At 64.6% G+C, this 16,253-nt stretch carries 16 protein-coding genes; 8 read left to right on the top strand and 8 right to left on the bottom strand.

All coding sequences use genetic code 11. The features are described from left to right. The first annotated feature begins 93 nt into the window (after window positions 1-93). Entirely contained in the window at window positions 94-570 is a 477-nt protein-coding gene (locus ACEN9G_RS15060; RefSeq protein ID WP_413338047.1) for a chemotaxis protein CheW, read from the top strand. 166 nt (window positions 571-736) lie between these two features. Here the strand turns inward: ACEN9G_RS15060 and ACEN9G_RS15055 are convergent, their stop codons facing one another. The 4 genes from ACEN9G_RS15055 to ACEN9G_RS15040 all read right to left on the bottom strand — a co-directional run bounded on the left by ACEN9G_RS15055 (window position 737) and on the right by ACEN9G_RS15040 (window position 4,648). Then, entirely contained in the window at window positions 737-2,524 is a 1,788-nt protein-coding gene (locus tag ACEN9G_RS15055; protein WP_413338049.1) for a putative bifunctional diguanylate cyclase/phosphodiesterase, read from the bottom strand. Between the two features lie 274 nt (window positions 2,525-2,798). Continuing rightward, window positions 2,799-3,182, bottom strand: a complete 384-nt coding sequence (locus tag ACEN9G_RS15050) for a response regulator (protein WP_056123907.1) — start codon at window positions 3,180-3,182, stop codon at window positions 2,799-2,801. A gap of 13 nt (window positions 3,183-3,195) precedes the next feature. Then, a complete protein-coding gene (locus ACEN9G_RS15045; protein ID WP_413338051.1) occupies window positions 3,196-3,972 on the bottom strand; it encodes a 5'-3' exonuclease in 777 nt (258 codons plus the stop codon). Window positions 3,973-3,979: 7 nt separating this feature from the next. After that, entirely contained in the window at window positions 3,980-4,648 is a 669-nt protein-coding gene (locus ACEN9G_RS15040) for a glutathione S-transferase (protein ID WP_413338053.1), read from the bottom strand. A 259-nt stretch (window positions 4,649-4,907) separates the two neighbouring features. On the opposite strand from ACEN9G_RS15040, the gene ACEN9G_RS15035 reads away from it, so the two are divergent. Next, window positions 4,908-6,824 carry a methyl-accepting chemotaxis protein gene (locus ACEN9G_RS15035; protein WP_483126734.1) on the top strand — a complete coding sequence of 639 codons (1,917 nt, stop codon included), beginning with the start codon at window positions 4,908-4,910 and terminating at the stop codon, window positions 6,822-6,824. A gap of 91 nt (window positions 6,825-6,915) precedes the next feature. Here ACEN9G_RS15035 and ACEN9G_RS15030 read toward each other — a convergent pair whose 3' ends face one another. Next, the gene (locus ACEN9G_RS15030; protein WP_413346191.1) at window positions 6,916-8,106 is read right to left on the bottom strand and encodes an IS4 family transposase; all 1,191 of its coding nucleotides are present in this window, start codon (window positions 8,104-8,106) and stop codon (window positions 6,916-6,918) included. A gap of 422 nt (window positions 8,107-8,528) precedes the next feature. Between ACEN9G_RS15030 and ACEN9G_RS15025 the strand changes: the two genes are divergently transcribed. The 3 genes from ACEN9G_RS15025 to ACEN9G_RS15015 all read left to right on the top strand — a co-directional run bounded on the left by ACEN9G_RS15025 (window position 8,529) and on the right by ACEN9G_RS15015 (window position 11,989). Then, window positions 8,529-10,463 (top strand): CocE/NonD family hydrolase, encoded by a 1,935-nt coding sequence (locus ACEN9G_RS15025; protein ID WP_413340711.1) that lies wholly within the window; start codon window positions 8,529-8,531, stop codon window positions 10,461-10,463. A gap of 109 nt (window positions 10,464-10,572) precedes the next feature. Further along, window positions 10,573-11,145 carry a PEP-CTERM sorting domain-containing protein gene (locus ACEN9G_RS15020; protein ID WP_413340709.1) on the top strand — a complete coding sequence of 191 codons (573 nt, stop codon included), beginning with the start codon at window positions 10,573-10,575 and terminating at the stop codon, window positions 11,143-11,145. Window positions 11,146-11,173: 28 nt separating this feature from the next. Beyond that, window positions 11,174-11,989: a DUF72 domain-containing protein gene (locus tag ACEN9G_RS15015; RefSeq protein WP_413340707.1), complete on the top strand. Its 816-nt coding sequence runs from the start codon at window positions 11,174-11,176 to the stop codon at window positions 11,987-11,989. On the opposite strand, the gene ACEN9G_RS15010 is transcribed toward ACEN9G_RS15015, so the two are convergent. The 3 genes from ACEN9G_RS15010 to ACEN9G_RS15000 are packed head-to-tail and all read right to left on the bottom strand — an operon-like array spanning window position 11,986 to window position 14,421. Beyond that, window positions 11,986-12,246 (bottom strand): DUF6587 family protein, encoded by a 261-nt coding sequence (locus ACEN9G_RS15010; RefSeq protein ID WP_413340705.1) that lies wholly within the window; start codon window positions 12,244-12,246, stop codon window positions 11,986-11,988. The two genes, ACEN9G_RS15015 and ACEN9G_RS15010, sit on opposite strands and share 4 nt — an antisense overlap. 2 nt (window positions 12,247-12,248) lie before the next feature. Beyond that, the gene (feoB, locus tag ACEN9G_RS15005) at window positions 12,249-14,141 is read right to left on the bottom strand and encodes a ferrous iron transporter B (protein ID WP_413340704.1); all 1,893 of its coding nucleotides are present in this window, start codon (window positions 14,139-14,141) and stop codon (window positions 12,249-12,251) included. A gap of 10 nt (window positions 14,142-14,151) precedes the next feature. Next, on the bottom strand, window positions 14,152-14,421 hold the full coding sequence (locus tag ACEN9G_RS15000; RefSeq protein WP_413340702.1) for a FeoA family protein: 270 nt from the start codon (window positions 14,419-14,421) through the stop codon (window positions 14,152-14,154). A gap of 244 nt (window positions 14,422-14,665) precedes the next feature. Here ACEN9G_RS15000 and ACEN9G_RS14995 point away from each other — a divergent pair, with 244 nt between their 5' ends. The 3 genes from ACEN9G_RS14995 (at window position 14,666) to bfr (ending at window position 16,246) form a co-directional block, all read left to right on the top strand. After that, window positions 14,666-14,884 (top strand): (2Fe-2S)-binding protein, encoded by a 219-nt coding sequence (locus tag ACEN9G_RS14995; protein ID WP_036234554.1) that lies wholly within the window; start codon window positions 14,666-14,668, stop codon window positions 14,882-14,884. Between the two features lie 128 nt (window positions 14,885-15,012). Next, window positions 15,013-15,693 (top strand): PepSY-associated TM helix domain-containing protein, encoded by a 681-nt coding sequence (locus ACEN9G_RS14990; RefSeq protein ID WP_413340700.1) that lies wholly within the window; start codon window positions 15,013-15,015, stop codon window positions 15,691-15,693. 82 nt (window positions 15,694-15,775) lie between these two features. Beyond that, complete coding sequence (gene bfr / locus ACEN9G_RS14985) at window positions 15,776-16,246, top strand: bacterioferritin (RefSeq protein WP_413340699.1); 471 nt, start codon at window positions 15,776-15,778, stop codon at window positions 16,244-16,246. Window positions 16,247-16,253: the final 7 nt, after the last annotated feature.

The following is a 16,253-nucleotide window of genomic DNA, read 5'->3' as shown; positions in this document are numbered from 1 at the left end:
TTTTGTGCGCGATTGTCATTTGCCCATCGTATCTGACACAAAAATGTCGTAATCTCTCGTTATATTGCCACATGGAAATTAGCGAGGGATATCATGGCTGAAGACATCAACAACGCGACCGAAGTGCTGTCGTTCCGCCTGGGCGGCGAGGAATACGCCATCAGCATCCTGAAGGTCCAGGAAATCCGCGGCTACGACGCCGTCACGCGCATCGCCAACGCGCCCGAGTACCTGAAGGGCGTCGTCAACCTGCGCGGCAGCATCGTGCCGATCGTCGACATGCGCATCAAGTTCAACGTGGGCGCGCCGACCTATGACGCGTTCACCGTCGTGATCGTCCTGAACATCAACAAGCACACGATCGGCATGGTGGTGGACAGCGTCTCGGACGTCGTCACGCTGACGCCGGACCAGATCAAGCCGGCCCCGGACCTGGGCGCCACCGTGTCGGGCGAATACCTGCGCGGGCTGGGCACCGTCGACGAGCGCATGCTCATCCTGCTCGATATCGACAAGCTGCTCGGGTCGGAAGAGATGGGGTTGCTGGCGGCGGCGAAGGACGCGGCGTAAAACCTGCACGCAACTTCAAAACCGTCATCCCCGCGCAGGCGGGGATCCAATCCCTGCATGCGTTTCGATACGCGCAAAACCTGGGCCCCCGCCTCCGCGGGGGCGACGTCCCTGCATGCGTTTCGATACGCGCAAAACCTGGCCCCTCGCTCCGCGGGGGTGACGTTCAGGCGGTAGCGAGTTCCGCCTTGCCGCGTTTTTCCACCCACTGCACGAACGCCTGCGGCGCCAGGGGCCGCGCATACAGATAGCCCTGCGCTTCGTCGCAATCCACCTCCTTCAGCACATCCACGACATCCGCCGTCTCCACGCCTTCCGCCACCACGCGGTGCCCCAGGTCGTGCGACAGCTTGATCATCGCCGCCACCAGTGAGCGCTTGCGCTCGTCCCGTTCGATACCGCGCACGAACGACTGGTCGATCTTGACCACCTGCGCCGGCAGGCTTTGCAGATAGGCCAGGCTGCTGTAGCCCGTGCCGAAATCGTCGATCGCGAGCCGCACGCCGGCCGCATCCAGCGCCTGCAGGGTGGCCTCGGCCAGCCGCGGGTTCTTCATCAGCGCACTCTCCGTGATCTCCAGCGCGAGGCTCGATGCCGGCAGGCCGTGGCGGCGCAGGCCGTCGACGATGCGCTCGCAGAAGTCCGGCTCCAGCAGGTTCACGACCGACACGTTGACGGCCACCTGCAGTTCGATACCCGCTTCCCACCACGCCGCCAGCTGGCGCAGCGCCGTCTCCACGACCCAGCGCGTGGTCGCGCGCACCATCGACGTCTGCTCGACGATGGGAATGAACTCGGCCGGCGACACGTCGCCGAACGTCGGATGCGTCCAGCGCAGCAGCGCTTCCGCGCCGATGCACGCGCCGCTGTCCAGGTCGACCTTGGGCTGGTACACGAGCCGCAGCTGGCCGCTGTTCTCGAGCGCCGCGCCGAATTCGTTGATGAGCCAGAAGCGGCGCCGGTACACGGCGTCCTGCTCCCGCGAGAACACGGACACGCCGCGGTCCATCTCGAACGCGTGGTGCGCCGCCGAGTGCAGGTTGCGCAGCAGGTCCGCGCACGCGGTGGGGCCGATCTGGAACGGCACGACGCCCACCGTCGCCGTCGTCACGAAGCGCGACGTCACCGATTGCGCGCGCTGGCGCAGCCAGTCTTCCAGGTCCGCGCAGAACCCATCCAGCTCGGTGCCGGCCGGCGCGACAAAGGCGAATTCCGTCGCGCCGATGTGGTACACGGTACCCGTTTTGCCGATCGTCGAGTCCAGCATGCGCACGGCCTCGCCGACGATCTCGTCCTGGTAGGACGCCCCCATCGCGCGCATCGCGTTGCCCAGCTGCTCCGGGCTCGCCAGGTTCACGAGCGCGGCGAGGCGGTGTTCGCCACGCGGGCTGTCCATGTTGAGGTCCTTGAAATCGTCGAGGAACTGCGTGCGGTTCGGCAGGCCGCTGACGGCGTCGACGCGGCCCAGCGCATGCTGCAGCTCGATCTGTTCCATCACCATCGCCGCGAGGTCGGTCAGCGCCACGCGCTCGGCGTCCGTGATCGTGCGCGGGCTCGGGCCCAGCACGCACATCGCGCCCAGGCACCAGCCGTCGTGCGTGACGAGCGGCGCGCCCGCGTAGAAACGCACGCCCGACGCGGCCAGCACGCTGTCGTGATAGCACGCTTCCAGCTGCAGGTCCTCGATGACCAGCAGCGCGCGCTCGTCGGCCACCTGCCCGCACGGCGCCTTCATGCGCGGGATCGAGTCGCGCTCGACGCCCACGCGCGACTTGAACCACTGGCGGTTGCTGTCCGTCAGCGACACGGCCGCGATGGGCAGCCCGAACAACTGGGCGGCCATGCGGGTGATGCGGTCGAAGGCCTCGCTCGGGGGCGTGTCGAGCAGGTTCAGCTTGCGCAACACATCGAGACGGGCGGCTTCGCCACGCGGGCGGAGGTGGGTCAGGGGCATGGTTGCCTTCAGTGATTTGACGGATTTGACTAATTCATTGGATTCTGATCGGCAAATTTCCTGTGGTCAATAAATAATTCGGTCATATAATCAAATACTTGCCGAATACGCGGGAAAGCAACAAATCAAATCCGTCAATTTTTTGGATGAGTGACACACATGCAAGGAGAATGCCGTGCGCTTCTACGCCGGCGTGCCGCTGGCCGATGCGGGCGGCCACGCCCTCGGCACGCTGTGCGAGCTGGACCGCGAGCCGCGGCGCCGAACCTGAAGGTCAAGGCCCGCGGTGCTTCTTGACGATGGAGATGACGGTATTGCGGATCGTGCGCAGCACCGTGTCGGCCTTGAACGGCTTGACGATGAAGCCGTGCACGCCGGCCGCGACCGCGGCCTGGATGGCGGGTGCGTCGAGCGAGCCCGAGACCATGAAGATCAGCGTCTTGGGCAGTTGCGCGCGCAGCTGGTCGACGGCTTCCCGGCCATCCTCGAACTGTTCGCGCGCGATGCAGAAGATGTGCGGCTGGTGCCTGAGCGCGAGCGCGAACCCGGCCGCCGCCGTATGGGCCTGGCCGGCCACGTCGTAGCCGCCGTCCGTCAGCACCGTGTTGAGGAGGCCGCGCGCCACCGCGCTGCCGTCGACGATGATCGCCTTGAGCATCGATTTCCTTTCTTCAGTCTGACTCGTAGGCCAGCATGTTCCACGTGACGCCCAGCCGCACGTCGGTCTTCAGTTGTACCAGCTTGCGCGACACCTCGAGGATCTCGCGCTCCGCGCGCAGGCGTTCGCCCAGCGGCGTCTTGAGGATGCCGGCGCCGGCCATGACAGCGTCCAGGTCGCCGTACGCATTCAGCAGCCGCGCCGCCGTCTTCATGCCGATCTTCGACACGCCCGGCACGCCGTCGGTCGGGTCGCCCATCAGCGCCAGCAGGTCGTGCAGGCGCTCGGGCGCGACGCCGAACTTGTTGCGCACCCAGGCGTCGTCGTGCCACTCGCCCTTGAAATGATCCCACACGAGCGCGCCGTGCGCGATCAGCGGGTGCAGGTCCTTGTCGGTGGTGGCGACGACGGCGTCGCCGCGCCCTTCCGCCAGCCAGCGCATCACGCCCGTGCCGATCACGTCGTCGGCCTCGACCTCGGGCAGCATCAGTACGTGCAGCCCGACGCTGCGCAGGCGGTCGTGGAATGCCGGCAGCGCCTCGCGCAGCACGCCCGGCATGGGCGCCCGACCTTCCCGGTAGCGCGGATACAGCGCGTGCCGCCATGTGGCGCCGCCGTAGTCGAACGCGGCCAGCACGTGCGTGGGCGCATGCGCTTCCAGCAGGTTGCGGAACGACGAGAACGCGTGGCGCAGGGCGATGCTCGCCTTGAGGTCGGAGTCCGGCTCGGGACTCGCCTCGTACACGCGCCGCACGATGTTCAGGCCGTCGATGGCCAGCAGCTTCGCCATGTATCTCTTACTTTACAAAGTCGTATTGCCCGCCGCGTTCGAGCGCGCGCTTGTAGGCCGGGCGCGCGTGGATCTTGTCGAGGAAGGCGACGAGGTTCGGATATTGTGCATCCAATCCTCCGCGCGCGGCTGCGGCTTCCAGCGGAAAGCTGATCTGGATGTCGGCGGCGGAAAACTCGTCGCCCGCGAACCACGTGCGCGTGCTTAATTCTCCCTCCAGGTACGCCAGGTGCTGGCGGATCTGCGGCAGCACGTAGCTGCTCTTGACCTTGTTCGCGATGGCCTTGGCGATCGGGCGCACGAAGAACGGCGCCGGGCTCTTCTCCACTTGGTCGAACACGAGTTTCAACAGCAGCGGCGGCATCGCCGAGCCTTCCGCGTAGTGCAGGAAGTACGTGTAGCGCAGCCGCTCGGGCGTGCCGGGCTTCGGTGCCAATGCGGGGGCGTAGCGGTCGACGAGGTATTCGACGATCGCGCCCGATTCGGCCACGATCGTGTCGCCGTCCTGGATCACGGGCGACTTGCCGAGCGGGTGCACGGCGCGCAGTTCGGGCGGCGCCAGCATCGTCTTCGGATCGCGCTGGTATTTCCTGATCTCGTAGTCCAGGCCCAGTTCTTCCAGCAGCCACAGGATGCGCTGGGAGCGCGAGTTGTTCAGGTGATGGACGACGATCATCAGCGTGTACCGGGATGGGAAAGGCGGTAGCTTAGCATTCTTGCGTGCGGACAAGAAGCAAACCGACAACATACTCAAGGGAAGATAGCCCATATATCGCTGGAAAGATCAGCTCCCTGACCATTTACAAGACTATAAAAGAACGTTGTAGAGATGCCGCGTCAAGGCATGAAATTTGACGAAGTTCACGAATTACGGGCTTCATCCAACGCTTCCCTGATTACACTCCATGTGACTTTCCACAAATCAATTCACGCTCATGAACTTTCGTCAACTCGGCATCCGCAGCAAGCTCATGCTCAGCATGGGCGTGTGCCTGCTCGTCTTCATCGCCATTTCCTCCACCTTGTCCATTTCGATGACGAGCGCGCAGATGCGCGAGCGCGTCGTCGACAATGAATTGCCGGCCCAGGTCAGCGCCATCCGCAACGACATCCAGCGCCAGATCGCGGAGCCCGCCGCGATCTCGCAGACGCTGGCGAACAACACCTTCCTGCAGGCGTGGGAAGACGCCGGCAATCCGGACGACGGCCTCGCCGCGTGGACCGCGCAGTCCAAGCGCCTGCAGGACGCCAACCATGCGGCCACCGTGTTATGGGTGTCGGACACGACGTCGAAATACTTCACCGAAAAGGGCCTCGACCGCATGATCGACAAGAAGTCGGACAAGGATGCGTGGTTCAAGAAATTCCTCGACAGCGGCGTGTCCTATTCGCTCAACCTGGACAAGGATGGCACCACGGGCGTCTACATGCTGTTCATCGACGCGCGCGTGCAGACGCCGGGCGGCAAGCTGGCGGTCGCCGGCCTGGGCCTCTCTGCCGAAGCGCTGGCGAACAGCATCCGCAACTACCGCCTCGGCAAATCCGGCTACGTCTACCTGGTGAGCACCGACGGCACGCTGCTGGTCCACCGCGACCGCAGCCTGCTCGACGGTCGCCACACCCTCGACAAGCAGGCCGGCTTCACGCCCGAACTCGTACGTTCGCTGCTGGGCAAGCAGGCCTTTGCCTCCGCGCGCTACGACGCGCCGGCGGGCCGCCAGTTCGTCGCCTCGTCGTATGTGCCGGAGCTGAACCTGTACGTCGTGGCCGAGGTGCCGGAGGCCGAAGTGCTCGGCAACATCGGACAGACGGCCGCGGTGTCCGCCATCGTTGCGGCGCTCGTCGGCGGTGCCGTCGGTCTCGCCGCGATCTGGTTCGTCGCGGGCGCCATCTCGGCGCCGGTGATGGGCGCGGCCGGCATGCTGGGCGAGATCGCCGACGGTGAAGGTGACCTGAGCCGCCGTCTGCAGGCCGACGGCGAGGACGAAGTCGGCAAGCTGGCGCAGGCGTTCAACCGCTTCGTCGGCTCGCTGAGCGGCACGATCGGCAAGGTGCGCGACAGCAGCCATGTGATCGCCGACGCGACCGAGGAAATCGCACGCGGCAACCTGGACCTGTCGGCGCGCACGGAAGCGCAGGCGTCGAGCATCGAAGAGACGGCGGCCGCGATGGAAGAATTGACGACCACCGTGCGCCACAACGCCGAGCATGCGATGGAAGCGAACCGCCTCGTGTCCGAGACGGCGCAGTCGGCCGAGAAAGGCGGCGCCGTCGTGGCGGAAGTCGTGCGCACGATGGGCGCCATCACGCAAAGCTCGCGCAAGATTTCCGAGATCATCGGCGTCATCGACGGCATCGCCTTCCAGACCAATATCCTCGCGCTGAACGCAGCCGTGGAAGCCGCGCGCGCGGGCGAACAGGGCCGCGGCTTCGCCGTCGTCGCGGGCGAGGTGCGCACCCTGGCGCAGCGCTCGGCGGCGGCATCGAAAGAGATCCGCCAGCTGATCCTCGACTCCGTCGCCAAGGTCGACGCGGGCAGCGCGCTGGCGGACGGCGCGGGCCAGGCGATGGAAGCGATCGTCACCTCGGTGCGCCGCGCGGAAGTCCTGATGCGCGACATCGCGGCGTCCAGCCAGGAACAGAGCACGGGCATCGCGCAGGTCAACCAGGCGATCGCGCAGATGGACGACGCGACGCAGCAGAACGCGGCCCTCGTCGAAGAAGCCGCCGCAGCAGCCGCCGCGCTGCAGGAACAGGCACGCGAACTGGATGCCGTCGTCAGCACCTTCAAGCTGGCGGCAAGCACGCCGGCCGCCGCTGCGCCGGCAGGCCGCAAGCTCCTGGCCACCTGATCCTCTCGGCCGGTTCCCACCGGCCATTTTTTCAATTCGGGGTCAGAGCACATTTCGGCGCAAATTCGGGGTCAGAGCCTGACCCTTCCCCTCAAATTTTCACTACCTGCACCAGATTGATCAGTGTAAGTCGGGCGAGCTGGAAGGCGTGGCGATCCAACTGAGGTCGTACGCAATCGGCCAAATAATGACGTGCCAGGGTTAGTATTGAGAGCGTGGGCCCCGACTTCTTCGTGTTGCCGTAATTGATGTGGTAGCCAGCGCTTGCCGCCGCCAAGCCGATCAGCCAGAGGGCATAGCTGATCAATGCTCCCAGCATCAAGAGTACTTCCAGACGTTGGGGCGCGCGCGTCTGGCTCTCTGATAATGCCATTCCCCATTGAGCATTTTTTAAATCCCGGAAGGTCTGCTCGATCTGCATCCGGCCAGCGTAGATCTCCACTACCTGTTTCGCACTCAATGCTTCCAGGTCCGGGGAGACGGCGAGTAACCACGGTTCAACTTGAGTAGCCCTGTTTTTCTTGCTATTGGAGCTCGTCGTCTTCTTGCCGAAGCTGGTGCGATGATGGCGCCCTTGAGGTGCCTTTTTGTACAGCACCAGCTGACATGGCGTCGCGTTGGAGCGTGCATACTCAAAACGGCCAAGACAGCGTGGCTTTGCTGTCGCTCCGGCATACCAGGTCTTGCAGCCGTCCCATTGTCCGGATCCTTCGGCACATACCATGTCACGGTTCCGGATGCGCCCAATCCACGAAATGTGCATTCTCGTGGCCAGCTTGAACCACGTTGCCCGGAACCCGGCATCAGTGACCAGTATCGGCAGGCATTGATCGGGCAATAGCGAGCATAACGTCTCGAGGAAGCGGCGATGTACCTTCGGAGATCCCAGGTCGCATTCCGCATGCACCTCTTCGTAAAGAACCAAGGCACGTCCCTTGACGGTGACCGCGGCGCGCAAGAGATGCAAGCTTCCGTCAGGCACCAAATTGGACCAGTCGACACTAATGGCAATGTGCCGATGACCAGCCAGGACGGCTTCGTCCAGAGCACGAAAAATCGTTAGCCGCTCAGCCGGCAAATGACGATTACTCAGCAGACGATCACAGCACTTGATGCGATGACGAATGCTCGTCTTCGTGTCTAGACAGCGCCCCATCTTGACGACACCAAGCCCGCCGATTCTGCCGGCCTCTGCCACTTTCGCTATACAGCCGCGGCGCTTGGCATGGATCTCGGGACACTTCGTGTCCAATAGATTTTGTATGATGCGGTGTGCGTGCATGGTTGATTCTCCTTCGCAGTTTGGACGCTACGAAAGAGAGGGCTAACACAGCCATGCATGCACCAGCTTTTTTCACCGGAAGCTAACAGCAACCCCGTCCACCTACAAGAAAAATATGTGGGGAAGGGTCAGGGTCAGAGCACATTTTGGGTCAATGTCCAGATGGATATTGACCCTACGGGATGCTCACATGGCCCCGCGACCGCTCGCCGCATGTAGATCCGAACAGGTGACGGCTAGCGCACAAGCTTGCTCTAAAGACCGTGCCTAAAAATGTGCTCTGACCCCGAATTCTGAGCAAAACGTGCTCTGACCCCGAATTCTGGTGGCGCGTTTGCAGACTTTCCCACGGTTCGGTACCATGCTCTGTTGCAATCTTTATCCAAGGTTGCTCACTCAACCGTCCCGTGGAGACCAATCCGATGCCGCGTTACCGCCTGCCGTCCCTGTCCGTCCTTTCCCTCGTGCTTGCCGCCGCCTTCGCCAGCGCCGCGCACGCCCAGACGTCACCGATGGCGCCGGATATCCCGGCCGGAAAATTCGAGACGACGGTCCCGAACGCCGACTACGTCAAGCAGGACGTCATGATCCCGATGCGCGACGGCGTCAAGCTGCATACCGTGATCGTGATCCCGAAGAGCATCGCGGAAGGCAAGGCGCCGATCATGCTGACGCGCACGCCGTACAACGCGTCGGGCCGCGCCGGCCGCATGAAGAGCCCGCACATCACGTCGGTTCTCGGCGACGGCGACGACGCCTTCATCGAGAGCGGCTATATCCGCGTGTTCCAGGACGTGCGCGGCAAGTACGGTTCCGAAGGCGACTACGTGATGACGCGCCCGGCGCGCGGCCCGCTGAACAACACGCAAGTCGACCACACGACCGACGCCTACGACACGATCGACTGGCTGATCAAGAACATCCCGCAATCGAACGGCAAGGTCGGCATGGTCGGCTCGTCCTACGAAGGTTTTACCGTGCTGATGGCCCTCGTCGACCCGCACCCCGCGCTGAAGGCCGCCGTGCCGATGAGCCCCATGGTCGACGGCTGGCGCGGCGACGACTGGTTCCACAACGGCGCGTTCCGCAACCCGAACCTTGCCTACATCGCGAGCCAGAACGCGGCACGCGGCGAAGGCGAGAAGATCGTCACCGGCATCAACGACGACTACGACGCCTGGCTGCGCGCGGGCTCCACGTCCGACTTCGCGCACCTCTACGGCGTCGACCAGCTGAACTTCACGAAGAAGCTGTTCGAGCATCCGGCCTACGACAGCTACTGGCAGGAGCAGGCACTGGACAAGATCCTCGCCAGGCGTCCGCTGTCCGTGCCGACGATGACCGTCGTGGGCCGCTGGGACCAGGAAGACATCTACGGCGCCTATGCGACCTATGCCGCCGTCGAGCCGCAGGACAAGACGAATAAACTGAATTCGCTGGTGGTGGGCCCGTGGCGCCACAGCGGCGTCAACTACGAAGGCTCGACGCTGGGCGCGCTGAAATTCACGGGCGACACCGCGCGCGAATTCCGCCGTGAAGTCATGCTCCCGTTCTTCAACCAGTACCTGAAGGATGGCGCGCCCGCGTTCGACACGCCGCCCGTGTGGTCGTACCAGACCGGCGTCAATCGCTGGCGCCGTCTCGACCAGTGGCCGCTCGTGCCGGCCTCCACGCCGCTGTACCTGAAGCCGGGCTTCGGCCTCGCCTTCGAGAAGGCGCAGGGCAAGGCCGACAAGACGGCCGCGTTCGACGAATACGTGTCCGACCCGGCGAAACCGGTGCCGTTCGTGCCCCGTCCCGTGCACATGACCGACGCCAGCGTGTGGAAGCCGTGGCTCGTGACGGACCAGCGCAGCTATTCGGACCGCCCGGACGTGCTGACCTACACGACCGCCCCGCTCACCGCGCCGCTGCAGCTGGCCGGCCAGCCGATGGTCGACCTGTACGCGTCGACGTCGGGCACGGACAGCGACTGGGTCGTCAAGCTGATCGACGTGTACCCGGACGAAGTCGCGGCGCAGCCCGAGATGGGCGGCTACCAGCTGCCGATCGCGATGGACATCTTCCGCGGCCGCTACTACCAGGGCCTGGACAAGCCGGCCGCGATCCCCGCGAACAAGGCCGAGCGCTATCGCTTCGCGCTGCCGAACGTCGACCACGTGTTCCTGCCGGGCCACCGCATCATGGTGCAGATCCAGTCCAGCTGGTTCCCGCTGTACGACCGCAACCCGCAGACGTTCGTGCCGAACATCTTCTACGCCAAGCCGGGCGATTATCGCAAGGCGACGCAGCGCATCTATCACGCGCCGGGGCTGGAGAGCGCGATCGAGCTGCCGGTGGTGCAGGCAGGGAAATAATTCATGCACTGTGGCTGAGCGGCGACACACATGTTAAATCCGTAGGACTTTCGTGGACGGCAAGGTAGGCTGTCGTCTGTCGCGCTTGTTGATTCCCGAGGTCCTGCCCATGAAGTTCCCCGTCACCGCCGGCGCCCTGCTGCTGGCCAGCACAATCGCCCACGCCCAGACATCCCACTGGGCCTTCAGCTACACCGGCTTCCACGACCAGGAAGCCGCCGCCTTCCTGCCCGACCTGCGCATCGACGGTTCGTTCACCGGCGTCGATGCCAACGGCGACGGCGTCCTCGAACGGGGCGAGCTGACATCGCTGCTGGTCGATGCAAAGGACTACGTGGCCTGCGCGGCGGGCAGCAATACCTATTACCACTGCGACGCCGACAGCTTCCGCTTCTCCGCGGAGAGCGGCCTGTCGTTCGGCATCAGCGAATATTCCAGCGATCCGGAAGGCCTGAACGGCGGCGGCCACTTCGTCACGACCGGGCAGATGGTCTACGACTACCAGTTCAACCCGTACGGCGGTTCGGAACACCACCTGCTCTGGACGGACGGCACGACGCTCTCCATGTCGTCCGCCCTGCCCGGCACGGAATCGGTGCCGGCCGTGCCGGAAACGCCCACGTGGGCGATGCTGCTGGCGGGCGTGGGCGGCATCGGACTGTGGCGCCGCCGGCGCGCCTGATTTCCGCGGTTTGCCCTAGACTGGGGGCATGGGCGCAATCTACATCGGCATCTCGGGCTGGCGTTACGAACCATGGCGCGGGGTGTTTTATCCGCCCGGCCTCGCGCAGGCGCGCGAGCTGGAATATGCGTCGCGCTTCCTGCCCACCATCGAGATTAACGGCTCGTTCTACTCGCTGCAGCGCCCATCCAGCTACGCGGCGTGGTACGACGCGACCCCGCCCGGTTTCATCTTCGCCGTGAAGGGCAACCGCTTCCTCACCCACATGCTCAAGCTGCGCGGCATCGAGACGCCGCTCGCCAACGTGCTCGCGTCCGGCGTGTTCGCGCTGCGCGAAAAACTCGGGCCCTTTCTGTGGCAGTTCCCGCCGCAGCTGCGCTTCGCTGCCGACAAGGTCGAGCATTTCCTCTCCCTGCTCCCGCACGACACCGAGCACGCCCTCGCCATCGCGTGCGGCCACGACGAGAAGCTCGCGGGCCGCGCGCTGCTCGACATCGACGCCGTGCGCCCGCTGCGCCATGCCGTCGAAGTGCGGCACGAGAGCTTCCGCGACCCGGCCTTCCTCGCGCTGCTGCGCAAGTACAACGTGGCGCTGGTGGTGGCCGATACGGCCGGCAAATGGCTGGAAGTGGATGAAGTGACGGCGGACTTCGTCTACATCCGCCTGCACGGCGAGCACGAGCTGTATGCGAGCGGGTACGAGGACGAATCGCTGGAACGCTGGGCCGCGCGCATCCGCGCCTGGGCGGAGGATGGGGATGTGTACTGCTACTTCGACAACGACATCAAGGTTAGGGCGCCGTTCGATGCGAAACGCCTGATCGACATGTTGGGGTCACATTAGCGCTGGACGTGCACCTGGATGACCTTGCGGCCCTTCGCATCCTTCTCGGGCAGCGGCTCGGTCTCGCACGTGCCGCACGTATCGCACCCGCTGCCGCAGCTCGAATCCGTGCCGAGCCACTTCACGAAACGGCCCTTGCCGGTGCCGCCCGACAGCTTGTAGACGAGCTTTTCGCGCCACGCCTTGGGCAGATACTTGACCGCCGCATACAGCGCGGCGACGGCGACGATGACTGCGACGACCAGGTACTGGATCATGATCAGCTCCCCAGCACGGCCCGTGCGATGTGGAAGGTCAGGAACGAGGCCGTGTACGCGAGCGCGAACATGTAGCCGGCCATCAGGAATGCGTAACGCACGCTGCCCGTTTCGCGGCGCACGACGGACAGGGTCGACAGGCACTGCGGCGCGAACACGTACCACGCGAGCAGCGACAGCGCGGTCGGCAGTCCCCACGACGCGGCGATGATCGGCGTCAGCGAGCTGGCCACGTCCTCGCCGCCGCCCGACAGCGCGTACACCGTGCCCAGCGCACCGACGGCCACTTCGCGCGCGGCCATGCCGGGCACGAGCGCGATGCAGATCTGCCAGCCGAAGCCGATCGGTTCGAACACGACGGCCAATGCGCGGCCCAGCATGCCCGCGATGCTGTAATAGATCGGCGGATGCGTCGCGCCTTCCGGTGCGCCCGGGAAGCTGGACAGGAACCAGACGAGCACCATCAGGGTGAGGATCACGGTGCCGACGCGGGTGATGAAGATGCGCGCGCGTTCCCACAGGCCCAGCGCCAGGTTGTTCAGGTGCGGCCAGTGGTAGGCGGGCAGTTCCAGCATCAGCGGCTGGTGGCCCTTGGCGCCCATCGTGCGCTTGAACACCCAGGCGACGGCCATCGCGCTGATGATGCCGGCCGCGTACAGCAGGAACAGCACCATGCCCTGCAGGTTGATGCCGCCGGCCAGTTCGCGGTTCGGGATGAACGCGGCAATCACGAGCGCATACACGGGCAGGCGCGCGGAACACGTCATCAACGGCGCGATCATGATCGTGACGAGGCGGTCGCGCGGATTCTGGATCGTGCGCGCGGCCATCACGCCGGGAATCGCGCAGGCGAACGACGACAGCAGCGGGATGAACGCGCGGCCCGAGAGGCCGACGCCGCCCATCATGCGGTCGAGCAGGAACGCGGCGCGCGGCAGGTAGCCGCAATCCTCCAGCACGAGGATGAACAGGAACAGGATCAAAATCTGCGGCAGGAACACGAGCACGCTGCCGACGCCGCCCAGGATACCCTCGACGATCAGGCTGCGCAGCGGGCCATCGGCCATGGCACCGCCGACCCACTGGCCGATGGCGTCGACGCCGTTCTTGATCAGGTCCATCGGCACGGCGGCCCAGCTGAACACGGCCTGGAAAATCAGGAACATCGTGGCCGCGAGGATGACCGGGCCGATCACCGGGTGCAGCACGACGTGGTCGATCTGCTCGCTCAGGTTACCCTTGTCGTTGTCGAAGCTGACCGTCGCGTCGATGATGCGGCGCACCTCGCGCTGGGTCTCCTCGACCGGGACGGCGTCGATGGCGGACAGCGGATTCGGTTTGACGTGCAGCTCGAGCGGCATGGCTTCCAGCGCCGCCAGCAGGCCCTTCTCGCCGCCGGCCTGGATGGCCACGGTCTCGATGACGGGCATGCCCAGCTCCTTCGACAGGCGCGCCGTGTCGATCTCGATGCCGCGCTTCTTCGCCACGTCGACCATGTTCAGCGCCAGCACCATCGGCAGGCCGAGGCGCTTGATCTCGAGGACGAGGCGCAGGTTCAGGCGCAGATTCGTCGCGTTGACGACGCAGACGACGGCGTCCGGCGTCTGTTCGCCGGCGCGCAGGCCGGCGACGACGTCGCGCGTGATCGCTTCGTCGGGCGTGTGGGCGTTCAGGCTGTAGGCGCCCGGCAGGTCGAGCACGCGCAATGCGCGGCCGCCCGGCAGCGTGAAGCTGCCTTCCTTGCGTTCGATGGTGACGCCGGCGTAGTTCGCGACCTTCTGGCGCGCGCCGGTCAGGCGGTTGAACAGGGCGGTCTTGCCACAGTTCGGATTACCCAGCAGGGCAATGAGCGGCGTTTTTGCGGCCGCCTGGACCTGCTGATCTACTGCTCCCATGTCGGTTCCATTACTCCGGCTGGATCGAGACCAGCGCTGCCTCGAAGCGGCGCAGGGCAAACGTCGACTGGCCGACCTTGACCGCCAGCGGACCGCCGGGCAGGCCGCGCTTGAGCATGCGGATGCGCTCGCCCGGCACGAAACCCAGCTCCATCAGGCGGCGCGACACGTCGATGCCGCCGTCGCGGCTGCCGATCGCGTTCGGCGCGAGATGGATCACGGTGCCGCTCTGGCCGGCCTTGAGGCTGTCGAGCGTGGTCAGGGTAGGAGCAAGAGTCATGGTGTCGCTTCCGGAGTAAGGGGCGATGCTTTTACGGTTGGGTACATCATAAACCTAAATGCGAATTATTTCTATTTGCGGTTTGTCTACTTCCGCTCTCTCAGCCTTCATTTAACGCAACAACGCAACAAAAACGCTTGCATTCGCGATCCAACTTGAGCAGAATACGAAGGGTAATGAGAATGATTCGCATTATAGACCAAGTAACAACGGCCTGTGATGCATCCACCACCGGAACCGTCCCATGATCGTCTGTGTCTGCAATAACATCTCCGACCGCGAAATCCGCCAGGCGGTCGACCTCGGCCTCACGTCGATGGCCGACCTGTACAAGGAACTGGGCGTCGGCACCTGCTGCGGCAAATGCGTCAGCTATGCCCGCGAAGTGATGCACGAGCACCTGGAAAGCAAGACCGTCGTCACCGAGCTGCGCCGCGCGCCGGCTGACGGCATCGTGGCCTGATCCACACACCTTCCCGCGCAGGCCGCCGCGGTGCCCGATATTGCTATGCAAAATCGGTACGTGCACCCGACCATGCACGACCCGGTCTTGGTAATATGTGACTTCCGACGCATCCGGATTTCACTCCCATGCCCGTAATCCCGTTCCGCCCACCGAAAGCGCCCTTTACGGTCCAGCCGCCTCCGCAGCCCACGCGCCGCGCCGTCATCGTCAAATGGCTGCGCAAGACGCATGGCTGGATCGGTCTCTGGGGCGCCGTGCTCGGCTTGCTGTTCGGCAGCACCGGCATCCTCCTCAACCACCGTGCCGTCATGAAAATTCCTGCCGTCCAGGCGCAGGAGTCCACGGTCCAGGTTCCCTTGCCGAGTCCGGCACCCGGCAGTCCACAGGCGCTGGCGACCTGGCTCAAGCGCTCGCTGCGGCTGGAGCCGGAACCCGGGCGCGTAAAAGCCGAGGCCGCGCGGCCCGTCGCGTGGGGCGAGAAGTCGCTGATCCAACCCGCGCGCTGGAGCGCCAGTTTTACTTCACCGTCGGGCAATGTCCAAGCCGAATATTGGGTCGGCAACAGCTATGTCACCGTCAAGCGTGCCGAGAATAATGTCTTCGGCACCTTGGTCAACCTGCACAAGGGCGTGGGCATGAGTGCCGCGTGGATCCTGCTCGTGGACACGCTTGCCGGCTCCATCATCCTGCTGTCGCTGTCCGGCGTCGTGCTGTGGTCGCTCACCAACCGGCGGCGCACCGTCGGCATCGTGATCGGGGCTATGTCGCTGCTGGCGGCCGGCGGCCTGGCGCTGGCGGCGATATGACCCTCCTCCACCATATGCCCCTGCCCGCCTGCCTCGTGGTTTGCTATGATGCTATGACGACAACCGCACGAAAAGGCAATCCATGAAGGGCGATCCCAACATCATCCGGCTGCTCAACGCACAGCTGACCAACGAGCTCACCGCAGTCAACCAGTATTTCCTGCATGCACGCATGTACAGGCACTGGGGCTTCGCGAAACTGGGCAAGAAGGAATACGACGAGTCGATCGGCGAAATGAAACACGCCGACCGCCTGATCGACCGCATCCTGATGCTGGACGGCCTGCCGAACCTGCAGGCGCTGCACAAGCTGCTGATCGGCGAATCGGTACAGGAGATGCTGGAATGCGACCTGAAGCTGGAACGCGCGGCCCAGGTCACGGTCAAGGAGGGCATCGCCGCCGCCGAGGTGGCGCACGACTACGTGTCGCGCGACCTGCTGCTGGAGATTCTCGAGGACACCGAGGAACACATCGAGTGGCTGGAGACGCAGCTCGACCTCATCGTCAAGGTCGGCATCCAGAATTACCTGCAATCGCAGATGGGCGAATAAGGAACGT

It is taken from the genome of Massilia sp. Masssp94 (assembly GCF_059491305.1).
The sequence above is the reverse complement of the archived record's forward strand: the minus strand, read 5'-3'. Positions and strand labels throughout refer to the sequence as shown.